A 23,314-nucleotide genomic window follows, 5' to 3' on the forward strand; every position below is an offset into this window, starting at 1 on the left:
GGCATCTCACCTGTGACGGGCAGGCATGTCGCAGTGTGGGTGACCGGCCGCCGCGGCAGACGGGGTTCGCCCGGCGTTCATCCCTTCGGGTCCCCGAGCCGTTGGCGCCGGTCCACCCGCCGGGACGTCAAGACCGGTCCCCGCGTTAACTCCTTCGGGTAGGCGCCGGAGTGAAAGGCGGGCACCCGGTCAGGGCCGTCGGTACAAAGTCCGCCATGACTGAAGATCACGCGGTGACGCGTGCGGACGGTGGTTTCTCCCGCAGGGGTTTCGCGGCGGCGGTCGGTACGGCCACGGTGGCCACAGCCCTGACCCCCGGTGTCGCCACGGCCCTGACCCCCGGTGTCCCCGCGGCGCCGGCCGCCCCGAGCGCCGGCCGCGGCACCGACTCCGCCCGGAGCCTCGCCGTCGCTCGCGCGCTGCTCGTACTCGACTCCGACGACCGCCCCCTCGTACCGCGCTACCAGAACGTCCTCCAGAAGGGCCTGCCGGACCAGCGCCGGGCCCGCCCCAGGAAAGTCCTGGTCATCGGCGCCGGCCCGGCCGGTCTGGTGGCCGCCTGGCTGCTGAAGCGGGCGGGGCACCGGGTGACGGTACTGGAGGCCAACGGCAACCGGGCGGGCGGACGCGTCAAGACCTTCCGCACCGGCGGCCACGAGCGCGCCGAGCAGCCCTTCGCCGACCCCCGCCAGTACGCCGAGGCCGGCGCGATGCGCATCCCGGGCAGCCATCCCCTGGTGATGGAGCTGATCGACCAGTTCGGCCTGAAGAAGCGGCCTTTCCACTACGTCGACGTCGACGGCGAGGGACGTCCCGCCAACCGCACCTGGATCCACGTCAACGGCATCCGTGTGCGGCGCGCCGACTATGCCCGCGCGCCCCGGCGCGTGAACCGGTCGTTCGGCGTGCCCCGGGCCCACTGGGACACACCCGCCGCCGCCATCCTGCGCTCCGCGCTGGACCCGGTGCGCGACGAGTTCAGTTACGTGGACCGGACCGGCAAGCGGGTCGACAAGCCCCTCCCGGAGCGGCTGAAGGGCTGGGCCCGGGTGGTGGAGCGGTTCGGCGACTGGTCGATGTTCCGCTTCCTCACCGAGCACGCCGGCTTCGACGAACGGACCGTCGACCTGATCGGCACCCTGGAGAACCTCACCTCACGCCTCCCGCTGTCCTTCATCCACAGCTTTATCGGCTCCTCCCTGATCAGCCCCGACACGCCCTTCTACGAACTGGAGGGCGGCACCGCCGTACTGCCGGACGCCCTGCTGGAACGCGTACGCGAGGAGGTGCGGTTCGACCGCCGGGTCACGCGCGTCCAGTACCACCACCCCGACCGCCCTTCCACGGACACCGAGCACGTCCGGGACAAGGGGCCGCACGTGTGGGTGGACACCGTGTCGGAGGGCCGCGACGGCCCGGTCGTGCGGGAGCAGTTCACCGCCGACGTCGCCGTGGTCACGGTGCCGTTCTCCGGGCTGCGCCACGTGCAGATCACCCCGCCGCTGTCGTACCGCAAACGCCGGGCGGTCTGCGAACTGCACTACGACTGCGCGACCAAGGTGCTGCTGGAGTTCAGCCGCCGCTGGTGGGAGTTCGACGAGGCCGACTGGAAGCGGGAGCTGGGCGCGATCGACCCGGGCCTGTACGACGCCTACCGCACCGGCCGCGCCACCGCCGACGGCAGCCTGCTGGGGGCCCACCCCTCCGTGCCCGACGGGCACATCACGGAGGGTCAGCGCACCCACTACGCCGCCAACCGCGCGGTCGCCCGTGATCAGCCGGAGGCGGTCGACGTCGTGGGCGGCGGCTCGGTGTCGGACAACGCCAACCGGTTCATGTTCCACCCCTCCCACCCGGTTCCGGGCAGCGCGGGCGGTGTGGTGCTGGCCTCCTACAGCTGGGCGGACGACGCGCTGCGCTGGGACTCCCTGGACGACGAGGCGCGGTACCCGCACGCCCTGTGCGGCCTCCAGCAGGTCTACGGCCAGCGCATCGAGGTCTTCTACACCGGCGCGGGCCGCACCCAGAGCTGGCTGCGCGACCCCTACGCCTACGGGGAGGCGTCCGTGCTGCTGCCCGGGCAGCACACGGAGCTGCTGCCCGCCATCCCCGTGGCCGAGGGGCCGTTGCACTTCGCCGGGGACCACACGTCCGTCAAGCCGGCCTGGATCGAGGGGGCCGTGGAGTCGGCCGTACGGACCGCCCTGGAGGTCCACACCGCGTGAGCCGCGCGGCCGGCGCGGTGCGCCCGGTCACGGCGTAACCGATGGCCCCGGGGCACCGGGGCCATCGGCTCTCCCCGCGCGACGGGCGCCGAACCGTCGCAGCAGCCCGGCGCCCCGTCATGGCCGGGCGGCATCGAGCGGGAGCCGGGGGCCACAGGATCTGAGCGCCAGGGACGGCCGTGCCTCGTTCGCCTGTTCGCGCGCCGGCAAGGCCGTCCCGCACGAGGGGGGGGGGACGTCAGGGGCGCCTTCCCGGAGGGAGCGGGAATGGCGGAGAGTCCGGCTCGGACTGCTCGCCCGACATGATCTGGAGCCCGGGCCGGGCGGGTTCGGCCCGCGTCATCAGCGCCATCACCCCGCCGACGACGAAGAACGCGAAGACGGAGACCAGGTACAGCGTCCCGATCCTCTTGTGGTCGGTGGTCGTCAGCCACTCCGCCCACGACGGCCCGCGTTCGCTCCGCACGGCCGGGCGTACCGGCACCTTCGCCGCCGGCTCCGGCTGGTCCACCTGTGTTCCGTCCACGGGACGACGTCCTCCCCATCCGTTCGAGTCGCACACGGACCGGGAGACACCGCGCGACGGGGGATGACCGCGGCGCCTCCCGGCCGCCGCCCCATGAGCCGCGGAGCGGCCCCCCGGCCGGACAGGGCCGAACGTCCCCCGCCGCGGCCGCCGTCAGGGCCCGACGTCCCTGATCGGCTGGAACCGCCCTTGTGCGCGGGACGCCCGGTGGGTGAACAAAAGGTGGGGTACGTCACGACCTGTGCGCCCGCAGAAGGAGAAGCCGTGTCCGAGCAGAACCTGTTCGTTCTCGACCCCACCGCCTCCGACCACCACGCCGAGGACCGGGCGCTGCGCGCCCGCGGGCCGGCCACCCGGGTGGACATCCTCGGGGTGACCGCCTGGTCGGTCAGCGACCCCCGGTTGCTCAAACAGCTCCTGACCAGTTCTCAGGTCTCCAAGGACGGGCGGGCGCACTGGCCCGGCTTCGCCGAGACCGTCTCCACCTGGCCCCTCGCCCTGTGGGTCGCGGTGAACAACATGTTCACCGCGTACGGCGGTGATCACCGCAGGCTGCGCCGGATGGTCGCGCCGGCCTTCGGCGCCCGGCGGATCCAGGCCATGCGCCCGGCCGTGGAGGCCATCGTCACCTCGCTCCTCGACGACCTCGGCTCGCGGCCCGCCGGACAGATCGTGGATCTGCGCGAGCGGCTCGCCCTCCCCCTGCCGATCGCGGTGATCGGCCGGCTCATGGGCGTCCCCGAGGATCAGCGCACGGGCTTCCGCGCCCTGGTCGACGGGGTCTTCGCCACCACGCTCAGCGCCGAGGAGGCCGCCGCCAACACCGCCTCGCTGTACGCGGCGATGGAACGGCTGGTCGCGGCCAAGCGCACCGAGCCGGGCGACGACATGACCTCGCTGCTCATCGCCGCCCGGGACGACGAGGGCGACGGCGGCGGGTTCACGGACGAGGAGCTGCTCGGCACGCTGATCCTGATGATCAGCGCCGGGTACGAGACGACGGTCAACGTCATCGACCAGGCCGTCACCGCCCTGCTGACCGACGCCGCGCAGCTCGGTCACCTCCGGGCCGGCCGGGCGAGCTGGGAGGACCTCGTCGAGGAGACCCTGCGGCACGAACCGGCGGTCAAACACCTCCCCCTCCGGTTCGCCCTCGCGGACATCCCGCTGCCCGACGGGCAGGTGATCGCGCGGGGCGAGGCGATCCTCGCGTCGTACGGCGCCGCCAACCGGCACCCGGGCTGGCACGGGCCGACCGCCGACCGTTTCGACGTCACCCGGCCGGCCAAGGACCACCTGGCGCTCGGCCACGGCGTGCACTTCTGCCTCGGCGCGCCGCTCGCCCGTCTGGAGCTGGTCACCGTGCTGCGGCAGCTCTTCGAGCGGTTCCCCGACATCGAACTCGCCGTTCCGGCCGGGGAGTTGGTCCCGCTAGCATCGCTGATCAGCAACGGCCACCAGTCGCTGCCGGTGCGCCTGCGGCCGCCCGGCCGCTCAGGCGCCGGGGCCGGAGCGGCCGTGGAGGCGGACACCGAGGAGCACCACGGCCAGTGAGACGACGCCGACCGCCGCCGCGCTCCAGACGCCCGCCCGCACCCCGAGCGGCAGGAGCACGGCGGCGGCGAGCGCGGCGCCCAGTTCCCGGCCGCCCGCGGTGACGCCCGAGGCGACGCCCTCCTTGCCCCGCTGGGCGCGGGCCAGTCCGGCCGCGGAGGTGGTGGGGACGAGCAGGCCCCAGCCTGCGCCCATCAGGACGAGTGGGGCGACCAGCGCGCCGTAGTGGTCGAAGGCCGGCGGGATGACGGCCAGGGCGGCGATCAGCAGGGCCGAGCCGAGGATCATCGCGCCCCGGACGCCGAGGCGGCCGATGACCCGGCCGGCCGCGAGCGCCGCGACGATGTTGCCGCCGGCCAGCGGCAGCAGGGCCACACCGGCGACGAAGGGGGTCATGCCCAGTTCGTCCTGGAAGCCCATGCTGGTGATGTACAGGGTGCCGAAGAAGGCGGCGGTGCCCACGACCGTGACGACGGCGTTGGCGCTGAACGGCACGTCCCGCAACTGGCTCAGCGGCAGCATGGGCGCCGGCACACGCCGCTCGACCCGGCCGAAGAGCCAGACCGCCGCGCACGCGACGACGACACCGGCGGCCAGTACGGCGGGCGGCAGCGCCCGCCAGTCGTGCGCGAGGAAGGCCACGAGGCCGAGCAGCACCACCATGACGAGCAGCCCGGGCAGGTCCAGCCGCGCTCCGCCGCCGCGCAGCAGCGGCAGTACGGGCCGTCCCACCAGGGCGAAAACGACGGCGAGGACGGCGACGGCCAGGAACATGGCGCGCCAGGAGGAGACCGACACCAGGGCGCCGCACAGCACCGGCCCCAGGGCGGCCCCCAGGGCGTTGGCGCCGGCCCAGATGCCGATGGCCCAGGACAGGCGGTCGGGGACGTCCTGGTACACGAACTGGATCAGGGCCAGCGCGGACGGCAGGACGAGCGCCGCCCCCACCCCCTCGCCGAAGGTGCCGACGACCACGAGGCTCACGGTGGGGGCGGCGGCGGCCACGAGGCTGAAGACGGTGAAGATCCCCAGCCCCACCAGGAAGATCCGCCGCGCCCCGAACCGGTCGGTCAGCGCGCCGCCGGTCAGCGACAGCATGGCGAAGGCCAGGGTGTAGCCGGAGAGGACCCAGCCGATGGCCGTGTCCCCCGCGTCGAAGGCGGAGCGGATCTCGGGGGAGGCGATGTTGAGGCCGGAGGTCAGCAGGATCACCAGCAGGGTGCCCAGGCTGGTGCTCGCCAGCACGGTGCCCGGCGAGCGGCGCCGGGGGGCCAGCGCGTCGCGGGCGGCCGGTGAGACGACTTCACGTTGCATGCCACCGAGCGTATAGGTAGTTCGCGAGCGAAACAAATGGCGGAATGGTCGTGCTTGGTAAGCTCGAAACCAGTACAAAGAAGGGCGCGAACGAAACATGACCGGAACCGACGCCGTCGACACCGCGGCCCAGGAGTGGGCGGCGGCCTGTCCGCGCCTGGACGTCTCGCCGGGCGAGGTCCTCGCCCGTGTCCAGCGCCTCGCCCAGTTGATCGAGGAGGCGCAGAGCCGGCGGCTGCGCCGGCGTCCGGGCATGGTTGTCAACAACCTCGGGGACTTCGACGTCCTGCGGGCGCTGCGCCGGGCCGGTCCTCCGTACGCCCTGACCCCGACGCGGCTGCGGGAGGCCATGCTGGTCTCCGGCGCCGGGCTGAGCGGCCGGCTGAAGCGGCTGGAGCAGGAAGGGTGGATCGCCCGTACGGCCTCCCCGGACGACGGGCGGTCCTCCCTCGTGAGTCTCACCCCGGAGGGCGTGGCGGACCTGGACCGGGACCTGGAGGGCCACTACTCCTTCGAGTCGGATCTGCTGCGCGCCCTGGACGTCGAGGGGCGCGACCGGCTGGCCGGTGACCTGCGCACCCTGCTCCTCGATCTGGAGGCCCGCCAGTCCCGCCGGTCCCGCCCCTGACGCGCCCCGACGGCCCGCTCAGGCACCCCCTCAGGCGCCCGTGCAGCGGCGGGCGAAGGTGAGGACGCGGGCGTAGCAGTCCTTGACGTCCGCGTCGGACAGGCCCACCCAGAGATGGTCGCCCCCGGTGACCAGGCGCAGGTCGGGGTGGTGTCCGGCGGCGCGCAGGGCCTCGGCGAGGCGGACGGACTGCCGGGCCGGGACCAGGGAGTCGTCGGTGCCGTGCAGCAGGAGGAAGGGCGGCGCGTCGGGTCCGGCGTGGCTGACCGGACTGGCGTCACGGGCCGCCCCGGGCCGGTCGGCCGGCGGCCCGCCGAGCAGCAGCGCCTCGTAGGAGGACGGGTCGTGGGCGTCGTACGTGCCCTCGGGGCGGTCCTCGGCGAGGCCGGGCAGGTCGGTGGGGGCGTACCAGGTGACGCACCCGGCGACGGTGCCCGGCGGCTGGGTCAGGGCGGTCAGCGCGGCGAGGTGTCCGCCGGCCGACTCGCCCCACAGGACGGTGCGCGCGGGGTCGAGGCCGAGGTCGCCCGCGCGGGCGCGCAGCCAGGCCAGTACGGCGGCCAGGTCGCCCTGCTGGGCGGGGTGCGGGGCCTCGCCGCTGAGCCGGTAGTCGGGGCAGACGACGGCGAACCCGGCCCGGGCGAGCCGGGCGAAGGGGCCCGGCGTCCAGTCGCGGAAGCGGGGGCCGAGGTCGTCGCGCAGCCCCGCCCGCCAGCCGCCGCCGTGCACGAAGACGACGACCGGCACCGGGCCGGTGGCGTCCTCGGGCAGCCACAGGTCGGCGGCGAGCGGGCGGCTCCCCTCGGGGAGGGCGTACACGGCGCCGCGCAGCAGCGTCACGCCCTCGGCGGGGCGGGCCGGGTGCGGCAGCGGCAGGGCGGCCGGGTCGGGCGGGGCCAGCAGGTGGAAGGGGAAGGTCACGGCGGTGCCTTACGTCAGGCGGTACGGGGCAGGATGCGGCGGGCGTTGGCCGTGGTGAGGGTGCGCCAGTCGGGATGGCCCTCGGGGGCGGGGGCCGCGTCCAGGCCCGCGACGTGCGCCTCGACACCGGCGGCCGGGGTCCAGCAGTGGTCGCTTCCGTACAGGAGGCGGTCGGCGCCGACCAGGTTCAGCAGCGCGGGGAGCTGGCGGGGCAGGGCGGGACCGGCCAGGTCGTAGTACAGGCGCTGAAGCTGGGCGACCGCGTCCGGGGCGTCGGTGCCGGCCGGCATGAACATCTTCATGAACCCGTTGATGCGGTCGGCGAGGACCGGCAGGGCGCCGCCGCAGTGCGGCACGATCACCGTGAGGTTCCGGTACCGGTCGAGGGTGCCGGACATCAGCAGGTCGGTGACGGTGCGGGCGGTGTCGAAGATGAACTCGACCATCGGGCGGGGGCGGCCGAGGGCGGACTGCTCCCAGCACACGGGCGAGGTCGGGTGCAGGAAGACGACCGCGCCGCGCCGGTCCAGCTCGGCCCAGACCGGCTCCAGGTCCGGGTTGCCGAGGTAGGTGCCGTGGGTGTTGGTCTCCAGGACCACGCCGTCGGCGCCGAGGGTGCCGTAGGCGTACGCGATCTCCTCCAGCGAGCCGTCGACGTCCGGCAGCGGCAGGGAGGCGAACAGGCCGAAGCGGCCGGGGTGGGCGCGTACGGTCTCGGCGCCGTCCTCGTTGACCTCGCGGGCCAGCCGGCGGGCGGCGGTGTCGTCGCCGAAGTGGACGCCCGGGGAGGAGACCGACAGCATCGACGTCCCGATGGAGCAGCGGTCCATCAGCTCCAGGTGCGCCTGCGCCGACCAGGTGGGCCAGGCGGGCACGCCGTCGGGCAGTTCGTGCCCGGCCGCGCGGGCCTGGCGGACGTAGGAGTCGGTGACGAAGTGGGCGTGGACGTCGAGGTATCCGGGGGTGCGGGTGGTCATGTGCTGCTCCCTCACTCGCCGGTGCGCCACTGGTGGTCGGGCAGGAAGTTCACGTCGTACTGCTGCGGCACGGTGCCGAACTTGTGCGGCTCGGGCACGAACGGCCGCTGCGGCGGGGAGAGTTCGTCGGTGGGCGTGCCGAGGTTCTCGAAGAACCGCTCGAAGGTGCCGCCCGGTCCGGCCGCGACGCCGACGATGCGGCTGTGGTGGCGCTCGATGCGGTAGGCGTGCGGGCAGTTCTTCGGTACGAAGCCGAAGTCGCCCACGGTCAGCAGCTTCTCGTACTGCTCACCCTCCAGGTCCTCCACGAACAGCCGCACGGCGCCGTCGGTGATGTAGAAGACCTCGTAGGTGTCGGGGTGGGAGTGGGCGGGGATGATGTCGCCCTTGGGGCCCTCGCAGGTGAAGAAGTTGAACGTGTTCTCGGTCTGCTCGCCGCCGGCGTAGATCGTGAACATGTCGGTGAAGAGGTGGGCGCGGTCCCCCATGCCCTTCTCGATGAAGTACGGCTTGCCCGGCTCCGGCGGGATGTGGGAGCGCCGGCGGTAGCGGGTGGCGAACTCGATGGTCATGGGGGGGTCGGTCCTCTCTGCGGCTCGGACGGCTCCCGCCAACCTAGAACCGGCCCCGGCGGGTGGTCGGCATACACTCGGGCACGCGATGAAGAAAAACGGACAGTTCGCGGGCGGCCGTCCGACGGGCGGTGTTCCGACGGTGTCCTACCACCCGACACCGGGCCGGCCACCGGGGCTGGAAGTGCTCGGCCTGCCGGGCCTCGCCGCCCGCGCCGCCCAGCGGGAACGCCCGCTCACCGGGGCCGTGCGCCCGGCCTTCCACCTGGTCGTCGCGGTACGGGGCGGGCGGCTGGCGTGCGCGGTGGACTTCACCTCGTACACGCTGGGCGCGGGCGACTGGCTGTGGGTGTGGCCGGGGCAGGTGCTCCAGTTCCCGTCCGGGCCCGGGGACGCCGAGGCCACCGTACTGGTGTTCCCCTCCGGTTTCCCGAGCGCCGCGACGGACGCCCTGATCCGGGACGGCGAGCACGTCCCGTACCGGCTGATCACCCCGGACCCGGCGCGGCAGGCGGCCCTGCTGCGGCTGCTCGACGCCCTCGTCGAGGAGCACGCCGGGCTCGGCGACCTGACGCTGGAGGCGTACGTCGAGACGCTGCGCGATCTGCTCTCGGTGATCCTCGTGCGGCTGGTCCACCTCGCCGACCCGCGCCGCCGGACGCGTACCGGTGGCAGCGAGCCGTTCCACCGGTTCCGGCGGGCGGTCGAGGAGGACTTCGGGCGGACCCACCGGGTGGAGGACTACGCCGCCCGGCTGGGCTACAGCCCGCGCACGCTCACCCGGGCGACCCGGGCGGCGCTCGGTGTCGGCGCCAAACGCTTCATCGACGACCGGGTGCTGCTGGAGGCCAAACGCCTGCTGATCCACACCTCGCTGGCACCGGCCACCATCGGGGAGCGGATCGGGTTCGGCTATCCGACCGCCTTCAGCGCGTTCTTCCGGCAGCGCACCGGGATGACGCCCACCGAGTTCCGGACCCTCACGAAGCCCTGAGGGCGGTGTCGTCCCGCCGGTTCCCGAACTGGCTTCGGTACAGCTCGGCGTACCGGCCGCCTGCGACCAGGAGGCCGTCGTGGGTGCCGCGTTCCACGACGCGGCCGGCCTCGATCACCAGGATCTGGTCCGCGGCGCGGACCGTGGACAGACGGTGGGCGATGACGACGGCGGTCCGGTCGGCCAGGGCCTCGGTGAGCGCCTCCTGGACGGCCGCCTCCGAGGTGTTGTCGAGGTGGGCGGTGGCCTCGTCGAGGATGACGACGCGCTGGCGGGCGAGCAGCAGCCGGGCGATCGTCATGCGCTGCCGCTCCCCGCCGGAGAGCCGGTAGCCGCGTTCGCCGACCACCGTGTCCAGGCCGTCGGGCAGGGACCGTACGAGGCCGTCGAGGCGGGCGCGGCCGAGCGCGTCCCACAGGTCGGCCTCGGCGGCGTCGGGGCGGGCGAGCAGGAGGTTGGCGCGGATCGTGTCGTGGAAGAGGTGGCCGTCCTGGGTGACCATGCCGACGGTGGCGCGCAGCGACGCGGCGGTCAGTTGCCGGACGTCGGTGCCGCCGACGCGTACGGTGCCCGAGTCGGCGTCGTACAGGCGCGGCAGCAACTGGGCGACGGTGGACTTGCCGGCGCCGGAGGAGCCGACGAGGGCGACGGTCTGTCCGGGCTCGGCGCGGAAGGAGATGCCGTGCAGGACCTCGGCTCCGCCCCGGTCGTCCAGGCCGGCGACCTCCTCCAGGGAGGCGAGGGAGACCTTGCCGGCCGAGGGGTAGGCGAAGCGGACGTCGTCGAACTCGACGGCGACGGGGCCGTCGGGGACCGGGCGGGCGTCCGGCCGCTCCTCGATCAGCGGCCTGAGGTCGAGCACCTCGAAGACCCGCTCGAAACTGACCAGGGCGCTCATCACCTCCACCCGGGCCCCGGCGAGCGCGGTGAGCGGCGCGTACATGCGGGTCAGCAGCAGTGCCAGGGCGACGACGGCGCCCGGCTCCAGGGTGCCGCGCAGGGCGAGCCGGCCACCGAGGCCGTAGACCAGGGCGAGGGCGAGCGCGGAGACCAGGGTGAGGGCGGTGATGAACGCGGCCTGCGCGGTCGCGGTGCGCACCCCGATGTCCGCGACCCGGCGGGCCCGCTCGGCGAACTGCGCGGACTCCTCCTCGGGCCGGCCGAACAGTTTGACCAGGGTGGCGCCGGGCGCGGAGAACCGCTCGGTCATCCGGGTGCCCATCGCGGCGTTCAGGGCGGCGGCCTCGCGCTGCATCCGGGCCATCCGGCGGCCCATGCGGCGGGCCGGGACCACGAAGACGGGCAGCAGCACCAGCGCGAGCAGGGTGATCTGCCAGGACAGGGTGAGCATGACGGCGAGGGTGAGCAGCAGCGTCACCAGGTTGCTGACGACTCCGGAGAGGGTGTTGCTGAACGCCCGCTGGGCGCCGATGACGTCGTTGTTGAGACGGGAGACCAGCGCTCCCGTACGGGTCCGGGTGAAGAACGCGACCGGCATGCGCTGCACGTGGTCGAAGACGGCCGTCCGCAGATCGAGGATGAGCCCCTCGCCGAGCAGCGCCGACAGTCTCCGGGAGAGGATGCCGAGCGCCGCCTCCACGACGGCGATCGCGGCGATCAGCAGGGCGAGGCGTACGACGGTGTGCTCGTCGCCGCCGGACACGAGCGCGTCGACGACGCGGCCGGCCAGGACGGGGGTGGCGACCGCGAGCAGCGCGGTGGCCACGCCGAGCAGCACGAACCAGGTGATGCGGCGGCGGTGCGGGCGGGCGAAGGCGCCGATGCGGCGCAGGGTGGCGCGGGTGAAGGGGCGGCGGTCCCGCACAGCGTCCTCGGCGCCGAGGACGCTGTGCAGCTGGGTCCAGGCGGTGGTCTCCATGCTCATGCCGCGGACACTAGGACCTCAAGCAATGTTGAGGTCAACGGCGGGCCGCTGCCCGCCCGTAAGCCGCCGTCCCCGCTGCTGCCACCGGGAGTTGGCGCGATGCGGGAACGCTCTGCCGGTGTGACAGCCGTACACCTCCCCGAAGCTCCCCCGGGACGGACCCCCCGGCGTCCGCGCCGCGTCCCGGCCCACCGGATCCGCCAGGTCCTGTGCCTGCTTCCGCTCGTCCTCGTCGCGGTGGTCGCCGTGCGGCAGCGGTCGGTGCTCGCCGAGGGCGTCAGGCACCTCGCCACGGCCAGCTGGCCCTGGCTGCTGGCCGCCGGCGCCGCCACCTGTCTGACCTGGGTCGCCGCCGCCTGCACCCGGCAGGGCGCGGTGGTGCAGCGGCTGCCCGGCGGGCGGCTGCTGGCCACCCAGTTCGCGGCCGGCGCCGCCAACCACCTGCTGCCCAGCGGCCTGGGCGCGGGCGCGGTCAACCTGCGGTTCATGACGGTGTGCGGGCTGCCGCTCGCCCGCTCCTCGGCCGCGCTCGCCCTGTACCTCCTGGCCGAGAGCGTCGGCCGGGTGGCGCTGCTCGGGGCGCTGCTGCTCGCCTTCCCCGGCGCGCTGCGGCTCGGGGCGCTGCTGCCCGAGGGGTTCGCCGGCCCGCTGCTGCTCGGGACGGTGGCGGTGCTGGTGGTGGCGGCGGGCGTGCTGGCGCTGGTGCGGCGGGTGCGCGCGGTCGTGACCGGCTTCGTGCGCACCGCGCTCGGCGAGGCCCGTTCGGTGCACACGCGTCCGGCGCGGGCGCTGGCGCTGTGGGGCGGTTCGCTGGCCTTCCCCGCGCTGCAGGCGACCGCCCTGGTGCTGACGGGACGGGCCCTCGGGCTGCCGGTCCCGGCCGCGCACATGGCGCTGGCGTACCTGGCGGCGACGGTCGCGGTGGCACTGGTGCCCACGCCGGGCGGCCTGGGGTCGGTCGAGGCCGCGCTGGTCGTGGCGCTGGTGGCGGCGGGCGGCCCGGCGGCCGTGGCGACGGCGGTGGTGCTGGCCTACCGGATCATCACCGTCTGGCTGCCGTTGCTGCCGGGGGCGCTGACGCTGGGGGCGCTGGTACGGCTGAAGGTCATCTGAGCGGGCGGCCGGCCCCGGACCGGACCGCGCGGTCAGATCACCCGGAAGAGGTCGGCGGCGGCGTGCACGTCCGTGAGGTCGTCGACGGTACGCAGGTTGTCGCACAGGGCCTCCAGGACCGAGCCGGTCCCGGCCGCGTCCGGGACGCCGATGGCCACGCCGAAGAGGCGGAAGCCCAGCCGGCGTCTGGCCTCGTTCCAGCCGCGGGTCCACGCCTCGGTGACCTCGCACGCGTCGTCGGTGATCAGCACGATGTCACCGCGCCCGCGGGCCGCGTCGTCGAACTCCGCAGTCAGGATGTCGACGGCGGCCGACAGCGGACGCTGGAAGTCGGTGCCGCCGCCGAGGAAGGTCTCCGCGAACTCGACGACCTCGGCGGCCGGGGCGGGCCGGTCGGCGGGGAAGCGGAAGACGCGGAGTTTGCCGGCGGCGGAGAACAGGATGCCGACGAAGTCGCGCCGCGCCGCGCGGGCCTGGTCGAGGAGCGCCAGCGCGCAGGCCTTGGACCACGCTTCCCGGGTGATGCCGCCGGGCCCTTCCGCGTACATGGAGTGCGAGGTGTCGACGCACGCGATGACGGCGCCCCGGCCGGTGTCCTGCTCGCCCTGGCTGTCGTAGAGCATCAGTTCGCCGGCGGCGTAGCGGGCGGCGAAGACCGCGCGCAGGCCGGGCAGGCCGAGGTGGGCCAGTTCGGAGGGGATGACACGGGAGAGGTCGTCGCCGAGGGTGACGCCGACCAGTTCCCCGGTGGTGTTCTCCACCTTGCGGGCGCGTTCGCCGCCGGCCATCTGCCGGAAGCGGCCGATCAGTTCGGCCCACCGGGCGAGCCGGCCGGTGCGCAGCCGTTCGGCGAGCCGGGCCCGCTGGTCGAACGGCAGCCGCTCCAGCTCGCCGGGGCCGACGCCCCACGCGCGCGTCAGCGCGGCCTCCTCCCGGACGGTCCGGGCCGCCCGTGCCACCGCGGTGCCCGCGACGGCACGGACCTCGCCGGCCACCGCCGCGAGCGCCTCTGCGGCGGCCCGGTCAGCCTGCCGGGCGGCGGCGTCGGCGGTCTCGGCGGCCCGGATCGCCCGCTGGACGGCGTCCGCGGCCCGGTCCGGCACGGTGCCGTCCGCCCCGGCCTCCTCGGCGGCCTGCCGGAGCGCCTCGCCGACGGCGCCCGCCGCGCCGTCGGCGGCCCGCCGGGCCCCGCTCACCCGCTCGGCCTGTTCCTGGGCCGCCCGCGAACCGGCCAGCATCCGGCGCACTTCGGCGGCCTGGGCGAGTACGGCCATGGCGGCGGCGTAGGGGTCGCCGGCCGTCTCCCGGCGCAGCTCGGCGAAGTCCGCCGACTCGGTCAGCGCGGTGACGACCTGGTGGTTCACCAGCCGGGAGGGGGCCATCTCCGCGCGCTCGCGCAGCAGCGGGACGGGCTGGTAGGCGGCCAGGAACACATCGGCCAGCAGGTCGGTGGCGTGCTCGTGGTGCTCGTTCAGCTCGTCGGCCAGCTCGCGCAGGCCCGCCGACTGGTGGTAGGTGTCGCGCCAGGCGAACCGTTCGAAGGCGTCCGCGACCACGGCCGCGGTGTGCCGCCCGGGGGCGTGGGCCGAGCGGCCCAGCCAGGTCGCGGCCCGGGCCGCCAGCGCGTCGAGCCTGCCGGGTGTCGCGTCCATGTCCTGTTCGTCCTCGCCGCCGTTCAGAACTGGGCCTGCACCATGCTCGCGTCCACGCCGAGGGCTTCGGTGAGGACCCGGGCGCGGACCGCGCGCTGCCGGCCGGTGACCCGGTCGATGGCGGCGGTGGAACGGCCGGCGCCCGCCGCCTCCGCGCGCAGTTTCTCCAGCCGTTTGCCCGCCGTGGCGAGCTTGTTGTGGGCGTGCTTGATGACCCACTCGCTCAGGGCCTCGCGGGACTGCCCGGCCATGGCGTCGAGCTGGGCCTCCAGTTCGTCGAGGGCGTCGGCCAGGTCGAGCGCCTCCTTGGCGTCCGGGTTGACCAGGTGCAGCACCTCGCGCTCGACGGTCGGACGCTGGGCGGGCGAGTCCCACAGCACATGCGTCAGCACCGACAGGTCGGTCTCGGCGACCGCCGGGCGGCCGTCGAGGTACGCGGACGCCTGGAGCAGCCGCACCGCCTGCCGCCAGCGGCGGTCGGAGGTGACGAGTTCCTTGCGGCGCAGGGCGGCCCGCAGCGCGCACACCGCGTCCACGATCGTGTCGGGGACGGCCACCTCCGGCACGGCCCCGGTCACGGCCCGCTCCAGCGCCGCCAGCGAAACGGTGGTCCTGACCGGTGCCTTCGGGCGGCTGACGGCGGAGCGGACCAGCGCGGCGAAGTTCGAGGGGTCGGCCAGGTAGCCGACCTCGATCCGGACCAGCAGCCGGTCGTAGATCGCGGCCGAGTCCTCGCCGGTGGGCAGTTCGTTGCTCGCCGTGATGGCGCCGATCAGGGGGCAGCGGACCGGCTCGCCGCCGTTCTCGGGGTGGTAGATCCGCTCGTTGAGATAGCCCAGCGTCTCGTTGAGCGCGGCCGTGGAGCACTTGAAGATCTCGTCGATGAACGCCACGTGCGCGGTGGTGGCGCGGCCCTCGTAGACCTGCCGGTACTCGCCGCGGGCGAGCGCGGCCACGTCGATGGGGCCGAACATCCTGGTCGGCGCGGTGAACTTGGACAGCAGGATCTCCCAGTAGGAGGCCCCCTCGATGCGGCCCGTGAGTTCCCGCGCCAGCTCGGACTTGGCCGTGCCGGGCGGGCCGAGCAGCAGCGAGTGCTGTCCGGCCAGCAGCGTCACCACCAGCGTCCGCACCACGTCGTCCCGCTCCAGGAAGCGGTCCGACAGCTCACCGCAGACCGCCCGCAGCCGCGCGGCCGTGTCCGGCGCGGGCGCCTCCGGTACGGCGCTCGCCTCCTGTACGGCGGTCCCCTCCTCTACGGCGCTCCCGTCCCGTACGGCGCACGCGTCCCTTGCGGCGCCGGCCCCCCGCCCGGTCGTGTCGCGCGGTCCGTCCGTGCCCCGCACGCCCGTGTCCCGCGCGTCCTGTGCCCCCACGTACGACTCCTCGAAATGAACGACGCCTGAACCCTCGCTTCGCGCCCGAGCAAGATAACGCGGACGGTCCGGACCTCGACCGCCGCCGTCGTACCCGGGCCGGGCCCGGTGCGGTGGTGCGGCACCCGTCGTCCGTACGGCCCGGTGGCCGAAGCCCCGCCCCCGGCCGGCGGACGCGGTACGGTCCACCGGCCGGGATGCGGCAGGATGAGCGGTCGCGCCGCTCGAACAGATCACCGAGCGGTGTGATCGCCCTTCCGGAATCGAGCAGGTGACGACGTGACGAGACTTCACATCCGGCCGTCGGCGAGCCCCCTCGCCGCCGCTTCCCTCCCCGGAGGTGACCGGTGACCCGCGACCTCACCGTGGACGACCTGGTGGTGGCCGGCATCGCCCTGGCCGCCGGGCTGCTGGTCGCCTTCCTGCTGCGCGCGCTGCTGCGCTGGCTGGCCGGGCACGCCGGCCGCACCCGCTGGAGCGGGGACGACGTGATCGTGGCCGCGCTGCGCACGGTGGCCCCGTGGGCGGCGGTCTCGGGCGGGGTCGCGGGAGCCGCGGCGGCACTGCCGCTGAACCGCACGATCCAGCACACCGTCAACCAGACGCTGACGGTCCTCCTCATCTTCGTCGTGACCGTGTCCGCGGCCCGGGTGATCGCCGGACTGGTGCGCACGGTCACGACCTCCCGCTCCGGGGTCGCCGGGTCGGCCACGATCTTCGTCAACATCACCCGGGTACTGGTGCTGGCCATCGGCTTCCTGGTGGTACTGCAGACCCTGGGCATCTCCATCGCCCCGCTGCTCACCGCCCTGGGCGTGGGCGGTCTGGCGGTCGCCCTGGCCCTGCAGGACACCCTCGCGAACCTCTTCGCGGGCATCCACATCCTCGCCTCGAAGACCGTGCAGCCCGGCGACTACATCCGGCTCAGCAGCGGTGAGGAGGGGTACGTCGAGGACATCAACTGGCGCCAGACCACCGTCCGCGACCTGTCCAACAACCTGGTGGTGATCCCCAACGGGCAGCTCGCCAAGACGAACATGACCAACTTCATGCGGCCCGAGCAGCAGCTGACCATCACCGTCCAGGTCGGCGTCGCCTACGACAGCGATCTGGAGCAGGTGGAACGGGTGACGGCCGAGATCGTCACCGAGGTCATGACGGAGATCACCGGCGCCGTGCCGGAGCACGAGCCGGCGATCCGCTTCCACACCTTCGGCGACTCCCGGATCGGCTTCACCGTCATCCTGGGCGTCGGCGAGTTCAGCGACCAGTACCGGATCAAGCACGAGTTCATCAAGCGCCTGCACCGGCGCTACCGCGAGGAGGGCATCCGCATCCCCTCCCCCGCCCGGACGGTCGCCCTCCAGCAGGGAGCGGTGGTCTTCCCCCAGCAGCGCACGGGCGAGGACGCCGCGCTGCCGCTGCCCGACTGACGCCCGCGGCCGGAGCGGGCGGGCGCCCGTCCGCTCCGGCCCGCAAGCCCGGCGGCCCGCAGCCCGGCCCGGAAGCCCGCCCGGAAACTCCGCGGCGGACCCCTGTCGAGACCAGGCCCGTCACGAGATATCTTGATGTCGAGCAATGTTGCAGACGTGGAGCGGAGCACCCGGTGACTGACTCGACCATCATCTATACGCACACTGACGAGGCCCCGGCCCTGGCAACGTATTCCTTCCTGCCGGTGGTCCGGGCGTACGCCTCGCAGGCGGGTGTCCCCGTGGAGACCCGGGACATCTCGCTGGCCGGACGCATCATCGCCGTGTTCCCGGAGTACCTCACCGAGGACCAGCGCATCCCGGACGCCCTCGCCGAGCTGGGCGAGCTGGCCAAGACCCCCGCGGCCAACATCATCAAGCTGCCGAACATCTCGGCGTCGATCCCGCAGCTCAAGGCCGCCGTCGCCGAGCTGCAGGCCCAGGGCTACGCGCTGCCCGACTACCCGGACGACCCGAAGACCGACGAGGAGCGCGACATCCGCGCCCGCTACGACAAGGTCAAGGGCTCCGCGGTCAACCCGGTCCTGCGCGAGGGCAACTCCGACCGCCGCGCCCCCGCCTCGGTCAAGAACTACGCCAAGACCCACCCGCACCGCATGGGCGCCTGGACCGCCGAGTCCAAGACCAACGTGGCGACCATGGGCGAGAACGACTTCCGCTCCACCGAGAAGTCCGTGGTGATCGCCGAGGACGGCGCGCTGCGCATCGAGCTGGCCGGCGACGACGGCACCACCACCGTGCTGCGCGAGTCCGTCCCGGTGAAGAAGGGCGAGGTCGTCGACGCCTCCGTGCTGCGCGTCGCCGCGCTGCGCGAGTTCCTCACCGCGCAGGTCGCCCGCGCCAAGGCCGAGGGCATCCTGTACTCGGTGCACCTGAAGGCCACGATGATGAAGGTCTCCGACCCGATCATCTTCGGCCACGTGGTGCGCGCCTTCTTCCCGAAGACCTTCGCGCGGTACGGCGAGACGCTCGCCGCGGCCGGCCTGACCCCGAACGACGGTCTGGGCGGCATCTACAAGGGCCTGGAGTCCCTGCCCGAGGGCGCCGAGATCAAGGCGTCCTTCGACGCGGAGCTGGCCGAGGGCCCCGAGCTGGCGATGGTCGACTCCGACAAGGGCATCACCAACCTGCACGTGCCCTCCGACGTCATCATCGACGCCTCCATGCCGGCCATGATCCGCACCTCCGGCCACATGTGGGGCCCCGACGGCCAGGAGCACGACGCCCTCGCCGTCATCCCGGACTCCTCCTACGCCGGCGTGTACCAGGCCGTCATCGACGACTGCCGCGCCAACGGCGCCTACGACCCGTCCACCATGGGCTCGGTCCCGAACGTCGGCCTGATGGCGCAGAAGGCCGAGGAGTACGGCAGCCACGACAAGACCTTCGAGATCCCCACCACGGGCACGGTCCGCCTGGTCGACGCCGACGGCAACGCCGTCCTGGAGCAGACGGTCTCCGCCGGGGACGTCTTCCGCGCCTGCCAGACCAAGGACGCCCCGATCCGCGACTGGGTGAAGCTCGCCGTCACCCGCGCCCGCGCCACCGGCGACCCGGCCGTCTTCTGGCTGGACGAGGGCCGCGCCCACGACGCCAACCTGATCGCGAAGGTCAAGGAGTACCTGCCGGAGCACGACACCGAGGGCCTGGACATCCGGATCCTCGACCCGGTCGAGGCCACCAAGCTGTCGGTGGAGCGCATCCGCCGCGGCGAGAACACCATCTCGGTCACCGGAAACGTGCTGCGCGACTACCTCACCGACCTGTTCCCCATCCTGGAGCTGGGCACCAGCGCCAAGATGCTGTCGGTGGTCCCGCTGATGGCGGGCGGCGGCCTGTTCGAGACGGGCGCCGGCGGCAGCGCGCCGAAGCACGTCCAGCAGCTGGTCAAGGAGAACTACCTGCGCTGGGACTCGCTGGGCGAGTTCTTCGCGCTGGTGCCGTCCCTGGAGCAGTTCGCCGAGGCCACGGGCAACACCCGCGCCAAGGTCCTCGCGGACACCCTGGACCGCGCGACGGCGACCTTCCTCAACGAGGACAAGTCCCCGACCCGTCGCGTCGGCGGCATCGACAACCGCGGCAGCCACTTCTACCTGTCCCTGTACTGGGCCCAGGAGCTGGCCGCGCAGACCGACGACGCGGAGCTGGCCAAGGCCTTCGCCCCGCTCGCCGAGACGCTCACCGCCAACGAGGCGAAGATCGTCGAGGAGCTGAACGCCGTGCAGGGCGAGCCCGCGGAGATCGGCGGCTACTACCAGCCCGACCCGGCCAAGGCCGCCGAGGTCATGCGCCCGTCGGCGACCTGGAACGAGGCGCTGGCGTCCCTCGCCTGATCCCGTCACCCGGGTGAGCCCCGCGGGCACCCCGTCTCCGCAGCGGCGGAGGCGGGGTGCCCGTCTCTCACCACGCGCGCGGCGCGATCAGCTCCTCGGCATCGGCGTCCGGGAAGCCGTACGCCTGGGCGACGAACCAGAAGTCCTCGGCTATCGACTCCCGGGCGACGGTCTCGATCTCGCTGCCGGCCTCGGCGAACGCCTCCTCCAGCACGTTGAACTCCTCGGTGGCCGCGTGGGTCAGCGCGTACAGCGCGGTGACGTCGACGGGGCGCTCGGCCTCGATGCGCTCGCACAGCCGGCGCAGGACGTCCCTGCCCCGGTCCACCACGTGGTCCGGGTAGTACCCGTCCTCGTACATCCCCTCCAGGAACGGGTGTGCGGCCACCCGCTGCTCGGTGATCGGCATGATGCCCCCTCGGTCGTCCCGGTCTTCCGGTCCCGCACACCCGATCTTGCCGCACCCCACTGACAACGCCCCCGGAGCAGCCCGTGACCGACGCCCCGCCCGCCTTCGACCTGCTGCCCGGCGCCGGCGCCTCCCCGGTCGTCCTGCATGTGCCGCACGCCGCCCGGCGCATCCCGCCGCACGTCCGCGCCGGCCTCGTCCCGGACGACGAGCGGCTGGCGCGGGAGTTGGACCACATCACGGACGCGCACACGGACGCGCTCGCCGAAGCGGCGGCCGGGCTGGCCGCCGTCCCACCGTGGCGGTTCGTCAACCGGCTCTCCCGGCTGGTCGTCGACCCCGAGCGGTTCCCGGACGAACGAGAGGAGATGACGGCCGTCGGGATGGGCGCCGTGTACACGCGGACCTCGCACCGCGAGGTGCTGCGGGCCGACGGCGGCGACCCTGAGCCGCTGATCGAGCGGTACTTCCGGCCGTACGCGCGGGCGATGACCGAGGCGGTCGCGGACCGGCTCGCCGCCACCGGCCGGGCGGTGGTCATCGACGTGCACTCGTACCCCGCCGAGCCGCTCCCCTACGAGCTGCACGGTGCGGGTCCACGCCCGCCGGTCTGCCTGGGCACGGACGCCTTCCACACCTCGCCCGAGCTGCTCGCCGCGGCCCGGGAGGCGTTCGCGCCGTGCGGGGAGACGGGGCTGGACAGCCCGTTCAGCGGGACGTACGTACCGCTGGACTTCTACGGGAAGCGGGCCGAGGTCGGCGCGCTGATGGTGGAGATCCGCCGGGACACGTACATGACCGAGCCCGGCGGTCCGGCCGGCCCGGGGCTGTCCCGGCTGGCCGCGTCCCTGGCCGCCCTCGTCGACGCGGTCTCCGGCTGACCGGCCGGCCTCGCCCCGCCCCGGCCGAGCACCGCCTGGAGCACTCCCGCGCGACACCGGTCCCCCGCCCGGTGAAGGTGGGGGAATGACGCAGGAGACCAGCACGCTCACCGAACGGAACCCGCCCCCGGTGCGGGACTGGCCCGCGCTCGACCTGGACGGTACGGAGTTCGACCCGGTCCTCGCCGAGCTGATGCGCGAGGGCCCGCTGACCCGCATCCGGCTGCCGCACGGCGAGGGCTGGGCGTGGCTGGCCACCCGGCACGAGGACGTGAAGCTGATCACCAACGATCCGCGGTTCGAGCGGTCGGAGGTGACCCGCCGCCAGGTGACGCGGATGGCACCGCACTTCAAGCCCCGCCCCGGCTCGCTCGCCTTCGCCGACCAGCCCGACCACAACCGGCTGCGGCGGGCGGTGGCCGGGGCGTTCACCGTGGGCGCGATGAAGCGGCTGCGGCCCCGGGCGCAGCGGATGCTGGACGCCCTGGTGGACGGGGTGGTGCGGGACGGGCCGCCGGCGGACCTGGTCGAGCGGGTCCTCGAACCCTTCCCGATCGCCGTCGTCAGCGAGGTGATGGGGGTGCCGGCCGCCGACCGGGAGCGGGTGCACTCCTGGACCCGGGAGATCATCTCCACCTCCGGCGGGGTCGAGGGCGCCGAACGGGCCAAGAACAGTCTGTACGGCTGGATCACCGACACCGTCCGGGCTCGCGCGCACGAGCCCGGCGAGGACGTCTACTCCCTGCTCGGTGCCGCCGTCGCGCGCGGCGAGGTCGCCGAACAGGAGGCGATCGGGCTGGCCGGGCCGCTGCAGATCGGCGGCGAGGCCGTCACCCACAACTGCGGCCAGATGCTGTACCTGCTGCTCACCCGCCCCGAGCTGATGGTCCGGACACGGGAGCGGCCCGAGGAGCGGGGCGCCGTCCTGGACGAGCTGCTGCGCTGGATCCCGCACCGTTCCTCGGTGGGCCTGGCCCGGATCGCCCGTGCGGACGTCGTGCTGCGCGGCCACCGCATCCGCGCGGGCGACCCCGTCTACGTCTCCTACCTGGCCGCCAACCGCGACCCGGACGTCTTCCCCGACCCGGACCGGATCGACCCCGGCCGGGACGCGAGCCCGCACCTGGCCTTCGGCAACGGACCGCACTACTGCACCGGCGCCGTGCTCGCCCGGCTGCAGCTGGACCTCCTCGTCGGCACGCTGCTGGACCGGCTGCCCGGCCTGCGGCTGGCGGGCGGCCCCGAGCAGGTCGCCTGGCGGCGCCGGACCATGATCCGCGGCCCACGCACCCTGCCCTGCGCCTGGTGACGCGGACTCACGCGCCCCCGCCCCGCGCCTGATGACGCGGACTCACGCGCCCTGCTCCGCGCCTGATGACGCGAGGCTCAGGCGCGGAGCCACTCGGTGACGACGACCTCCCCGCCGGCCCGCAGCCGCAGCGCGAACGGGCCGGACGGCGGTGCCTCGCCGGTGAACCGTCCCATGTCGTCGGCCGCGAGCGACCGGGCCGTCCGCAGGCCGCTCAGCACCTCGATCCGGGCCGGCTGCGGCGGCATCACCTGTCCGAACAGGCCCTCGGTGCTCACCTCGATGTCCAGGCTCACCTCCCCGGCGCGGAAGGTCAGCATCCGCGGCGGGTCCGTCTCCCCCCGTACGGGCAGCGCGTCGACGAGCGAGTCGAACGTCAGCTCGGCGAGTCCGGCGTCCAGGTCGCGCAGCGCGAACGCCTCCACGGCGATCCGGCTCAGCTCGGCCGGTATCGGGTCCAGGATGGCGGCCGCCTGCCGCAGTTCCTCCTCCAGCAACGAGTCGTCGAACCCGTCGTCCACACTCTCGTCACGCATCTCGCTCATGCCGCCCCCCGGGCTTCCAGTCGCGCCCGCAGGCGCCTCAGACAGCGCTGACGCATCGGACCGATGCTGCCGACGGCGATACCGAGCGCCGCCGACACCTCCTGATAGCTGGGCGGCGGCGACGCCATCAGCACACGCAGCACCTGCCTGCACCGCTCGCCCAGTTCCTCGAACTCCTGCCACAGCCACCGGACCCGCTCGCTCTGCGCGGCGGCCTCCTCGGAGTCGAGCACCGACTCCTCCGGCGTGGGGTCCTCGCTCACCCGGTCGAGCAGCTGCGGATCGTCCGTCGGCGTCCACCGACGGGCCGCCTTGAGCACCTTCAGGCACTCGTTGCGCGCGGTGCTGGCCAGCCAGGAGCCCGCCTTATCCGGTTCCCGGATGCGCCCCAGGTGCTGGGCGAAGCGGAACCAGGCGGTCTGGTACACCTCGTGCGCGTCGGCGTCGGACAGCCGGTGCGCCCGCGCCACGGACCACACCAGTGGGCCCAGCCCTTCCACCAGCGCCTTCCAGGCCGCCGCGTCGCCGTCGGCGGCGGACTGGACGAGCGCCCCGACATCTGTACGGTCCACGGCCCCACCCCTCGTGTACGACACGCCATCGTACG

Annotated in this window: 19 protein-coding genes and 1 pseudogene; 9 read left to right on the forward strand and 11 right to left on the reverse strand. The window is 73.8% G+C overall.

The annotated features are described in order from the left end of the window. Positions 1–215 precede the first annotated feature (215 nt). Complete coding sequence (locus tag ACZ3IG_RS08055; protein WP_467430010.1) at positions 216–2,225, forward strand: flavin monoamine oxidase family protein; 2,010 nt, start codon at positions 216–218, stop codon at positions 2,223–2,225. 289 nt (positions 2,226–2,514) lie between these two features. Here ACZ3IG_RS08055 and ACZ3IG_RS08060 read toward each other — a convergent pair. After that, positions 2,515–2,751: pseudogene (locus tag ACZ3IG_RS08060) on the reverse strand (aa3-type cytochrome oxidase subunit I); the annotation flags it as partial. A gap of 264 nt (positions 2,752–3,015) precedes the next feature. Between ACZ3IG_RS08060 and ACZ3IG_RS08065 the strand changes: the two are divergent. Then, positions 3,016–4,305 (forward strand): cytochrome P450 family protein, encoded by a 1,290-nt coding sequence (locus ACZ3IG_RS08065; RefSeq protein WP_467430012.1) that lies wholly within the window; start codon positions 3,016–3,018, stop codon positions 4,303–4,305. Here the strand turns inward: ACZ3IG_RS08065 and ACZ3IG_RS08070 are convergent. Then, positions 4,246–5,619, reverse strand: coding sequence for an MFS transporter (locus ACZ3IG_RS08070; RefSeq protein WP_467430014.1), 1,374 nt, complete (start codon positions 5,617–5,619; stop codon positions 4,246–4,248). The genes ACZ3IG_RS08065 and ACZ3IG_RS08070 overlap by 60 nt on opposite strands. A 97-nt stretch (positions 5,620–5,716) precedes the next feature. Between ACZ3IG_RS08070 and ACZ3IG_RS08075 the strand changes: the two genes are divergently transcribed. Next, positions 5,717–6,247, forward strand: coding sequence for a MarR family winged helix-turn-helix transcriptional regulator (locus ACZ3IG_RS08075; protein ID WP_467430015.1), 531 nt, complete (start codon positions 5,717–5,719; stop codon positions 6,245–6,247). 30 nt (positions 6,248–6,277) lie between these two features. Here ACZ3IG_RS08075 and ACZ3IG_RS08080 read toward each other — a convergent pair whose 3' ends face one another. The 3 genes from ACZ3IG_RS08080 to ACZ3IG_RS08090 are packed head-to-tail and all read right to left on the reverse strand — an operon-like array spanning position 6,278 to position 8,717. Continuing rightward, on the reverse strand, positions 6,278–7,168 hold the full coding sequence (locus ACZ3IG_RS08080; protein WP_467430017.1) for an alpha/beta fold hydrolase: 891 nt from the start codon (positions 7,166–7,168) through the stop codon (positions 6,278–6,280). 14 nt (positions 7,169–7,182) lie between these two features. Beyond that, positions 7,183–8,145, reverse strand: coding sequence for an amidohydrolase family protein (locus tag ACZ3IG_RS08085; RefSeq protein ID WP_467430019.1), 963 nt, complete (start codon positions 8,143–8,145; stop codon positions 7,183–7,185). A gap of 11 nt (positions 8,146–8,156) precedes the next feature. Continuing rightward, positions 8,157–8,717 carry a quercetin 2,3-dioxygenase gene (locus ACZ3IG_RS08090; protein WP_467430021.1) on the reverse strand — a complete coding sequence of 187 codons (561 nt, stop codon included), beginning with the start codon at positions 8,715–8,717 and terminating at the stop codon, positions 8,157–8,159. Positions 8,718–8,805: 88 nt separating this feature from the next. On the opposite strand from ACZ3IG_RS08090, the gene ACZ3IG_RS08095 reads away from it, so the two are divergent. Beyond that, positions 8,806–9,711 carry a helix-turn-helix transcriptional regulator gene (locus ACZ3IG_RS08095; RefSeq protein WP_467430022.1) on the forward strand — a complete coding sequence of 302 codons (906 nt, stop codon included), beginning with the start codon at positions 8,806–8,808 and terminating at the stop codon, positions 9,709–9,711. Here the strand turns inward: ACZ3IG_RS08095 and ACZ3IG_RS08100 are convergent. Then, complete coding sequence (locus ACZ3IG_RS08100) at positions 9,698–11,590, reverse strand: ABC transporter ATP-binding protein (RefSeq protein WP_467430553.1); 1,893 nt, start codon at positions 11,588–11,590, stop codon at positions 9,698–9,700. The genes ACZ3IG_RS08095 and ACZ3IG_RS08100 overlap by 14 nt on opposite strands. Positions 11,591–11,716: 126 nt before the next feature. On the opposite strand from ACZ3IG_RS08100, the gene ACZ3IG_RS08105 reads away from it, so the two are divergent. Further along, positions 11,717–12,709 carry a lysylphosphatidylglycerol synthase transmembrane domain-containing protein gene (locus ACZ3IG_RS08105; protein WP_467430025.1) on the forward strand — a complete coding sequence of 331 codons (993 nt, stop codon included), beginning with the start codon at positions 11,717–11,719 and terminating at the stop codon, positions 12,707–12,709. A gap of 32 nt (positions 12,710–12,741) precedes the next feature. On the opposite strand, the gene ACZ3IG_RS08110 is transcribed toward ACZ3IG_RS08105, so the two are convergent. Then, positions 12,742–14,361 carry a VWA domain-containing protein gene (locus ACZ3IG_RS08110; RefSeq protein ID WP_467430026.1) on the reverse strand — a complete coding sequence of 540 codons (1,620 nt, stop codon included), beginning with the start codon at positions 14,359–14,361 and terminating at the stop codon, positions 12,742–12,744. Positions 14,362–14,384: 23 nt separating this feature from the next. Beyond that, positions 14,385–15,527: an AAA family ATPase gene (locus ACZ3IG_RS08115; RefSeq protein ID WP_467430554.1), complete on the reverse strand. Its 1,143-nt coding sequence runs from the start codon at positions 15,525–15,527 to the stop codon at positions 14,385–14,387. A gap of 557 nt (positions 15,528–16,084) precedes the next feature. Between ACZ3IG_RS08115 and ACZ3IG_RS08120 the strand changes: the two genes are divergently transcribed. Then, positions 16,085–17,170 carry a mechanosensitive ion channel family protein gene (locus tag ACZ3IG_RS08120; protein ID WP_467430027.1) on the forward strand — a complete coding sequence of 362 codons (1,086 nt, stop codon included), beginning with the start codon at positions 16,085–16,087 and terminating at the stop codon, positions 17,168–17,170. Positions 17,171–17,343: 173 nt separating this feature from the next. Next, complete coding sequence (locus ACZ3IG_RS08125; protein WP_467430028.1) at positions 17,344–19,563, forward strand: NADP-dependent isocitrate dehydrogenase; 2,220 nt, start codon at positions 17,344–17,346, stop codon at positions 19,561–19,563. Positions 19,564–19,630: 67 nt separating this feature from the next. Here the strand turns inward: ACZ3IG_RS08125 and ACZ3IG_RS08130 are convergent, their stop codons facing one another. Beyond that, positions 19,631–19,972 carry a DUF5713 family protein gene (locus tag ACZ3IG_RS08130; protein WP_467430029.1) on the reverse strand — a complete coding sequence of 114 codons (342 nt, stop codon included), beginning with the start codon at positions 19,970–19,972 and terminating at the stop codon, positions 19,631–19,633. An 83-nt stretch (positions 19,973–20,055) separates the two neighbouring features. Here ACZ3IG_RS08130 and ACZ3IG_RS08135 point away from each other — a divergent pair, with 83 nt between their 5' ends. Continuing rightward, a complete protein-coding gene (locus ACZ3IG_RS08135) occupies positions 20,056–20,853 on the forward strand; it encodes an N-formylglutamate amidohydrolase (protein ID WP_467430030.1) in 798 nt (265 codons plus the stop codon). Between the two features lie 85 nt (positions 20,854–20,938). After that, complete coding sequence (locus tag ACZ3IG_RS08140) at positions 20,939–22,162, forward strand: cytochrome P450 (protein WP_467430032.1); 1,224 nt, start codon at positions 20,939–20,941, stop codon at positions 22,160–22,162. Between the two features lie 77 nt (positions 22,163–22,239). On the opposite strand, the gene ACZ3IG_RS08145 is transcribed toward ACZ3IG_RS08140, so the two are convergent. Beyond that, positions 22,240–22,707 carry a hypothetical protein gene (locus tag ACZ3IG_RS08145; protein ID WP_467430033.1) on the reverse strand — a complete coding sequence of 156 codons (468 nt, stop codon included), beginning with the start codon at positions 22,705–22,707 and terminating at the stop codon, positions 22,240–22,242. After that, positions 22,704–23,279: an RNA polymerase sigma factor gene (locus ACZ3IG_RS08150; RefSeq protein ID WP_467430034.1), complete on the reverse strand. Its 576-nt coding sequence runs from the start codon at positions 23,277–23,279 to the stop codon at positions 22,704–22,706. Before ACZ3IG_RS08150 ends, ACZ3IG_RS08145 begins: the two co-directional genes overlap by 4 nt. Positions 23,280–23,314: the final 35 nt, after the last annotated feature.

This window comes from Streptomyces sp. NPDC016677 (assembly GCF_055562815.1).

What these genes read in the sequence shown, in the direction of transcription:
- ACZ3IG_RS08090 (WP_467430021.1), bottom strand. Translation starts at nt 8,717, where the DNA reads ATGACCATCGAGTTCGCCACCCGCTACCGCCGGCGCTCCCACATCCCG.
- ACZ3IG_RS08100 (WP_467430553.1), bottom strand. Translation starts at nt 11,590, where the DNA reads ATGGAGACCACCGCCTGGACCCAGCTGCACAGCGTCCTCGGCGCCGAG.
- ACZ3IG_RS08140 (WP_467430032.1), top strand. Translation starts at nt 20,939, where the DNA reads ATGACGCAGGAGACCAGCACGCTCACCGAACGGAACCCGCCCCCGGTG.
- ACZ3IG_RS08070 (WP_467430014.1), bottom strand. Translation starts at nt 5,619, where the DNA reads ATGCAACGTGAAGTCGTCTCACCGGCCGCCCGCGACGCGCTGGCCCCC.
- ACZ3IG_RS08055 (WP_467430010.1), top strand. Translation starts at nt 216, where the DNA reads ATGACTGAAGATCACGCGGTGACGCGTGCGGACGGTGGTTTCTCCCGC.
- ACZ3IG_RS08110 (WP_467430026.1), bottom strand. Translation starts at nt 14,361, where the DNA reads ATGGACGCGACACCCGGCAGGCTCGACGCGCTGGCGGCCCGGGCCGCG.
- ACZ3IG_RS08095 (WP_467430022.1), top strand. Translation starts at nt 8,806, where the DNA reads ATGAAGAAAAACGGACAGTTCGCGGGCGGCCGTCCGACGGGCGGTGTT.
- ACZ3IG_RS08075 (WP_467430015.1), top strand. Translation starts at nt 5,717, where the DNA reads ATGACCGGAACCGACGCCGTCGACACCGCGGCCCAGGAGTGGGCGGCG.
- ACZ3IG_RS08085 (WP_467430019.1), bottom strand. Translation starts at nt 8,145, where the DNA reads ATGACCACCCGCACCCCCGGATACCTCGACGTCCACGCCCACTTCGTC.
- ACZ3IG_RS08145 (WP_467430033.1), bottom strand. Translation starts at nt 22,707, where the DNA reads ATGAGCGAGATGCGTGACGAGAGTGTGGACGACGGGTTCGACGACTCG.
- ACZ3IG_RS08130 (WP_467430029.1), bottom strand. Translation starts at nt 19,972, where the DNA reads ATGCCGATCACCGAGCAGCGGGTGGCCGCACACCCGTTCCTGGAGGGG.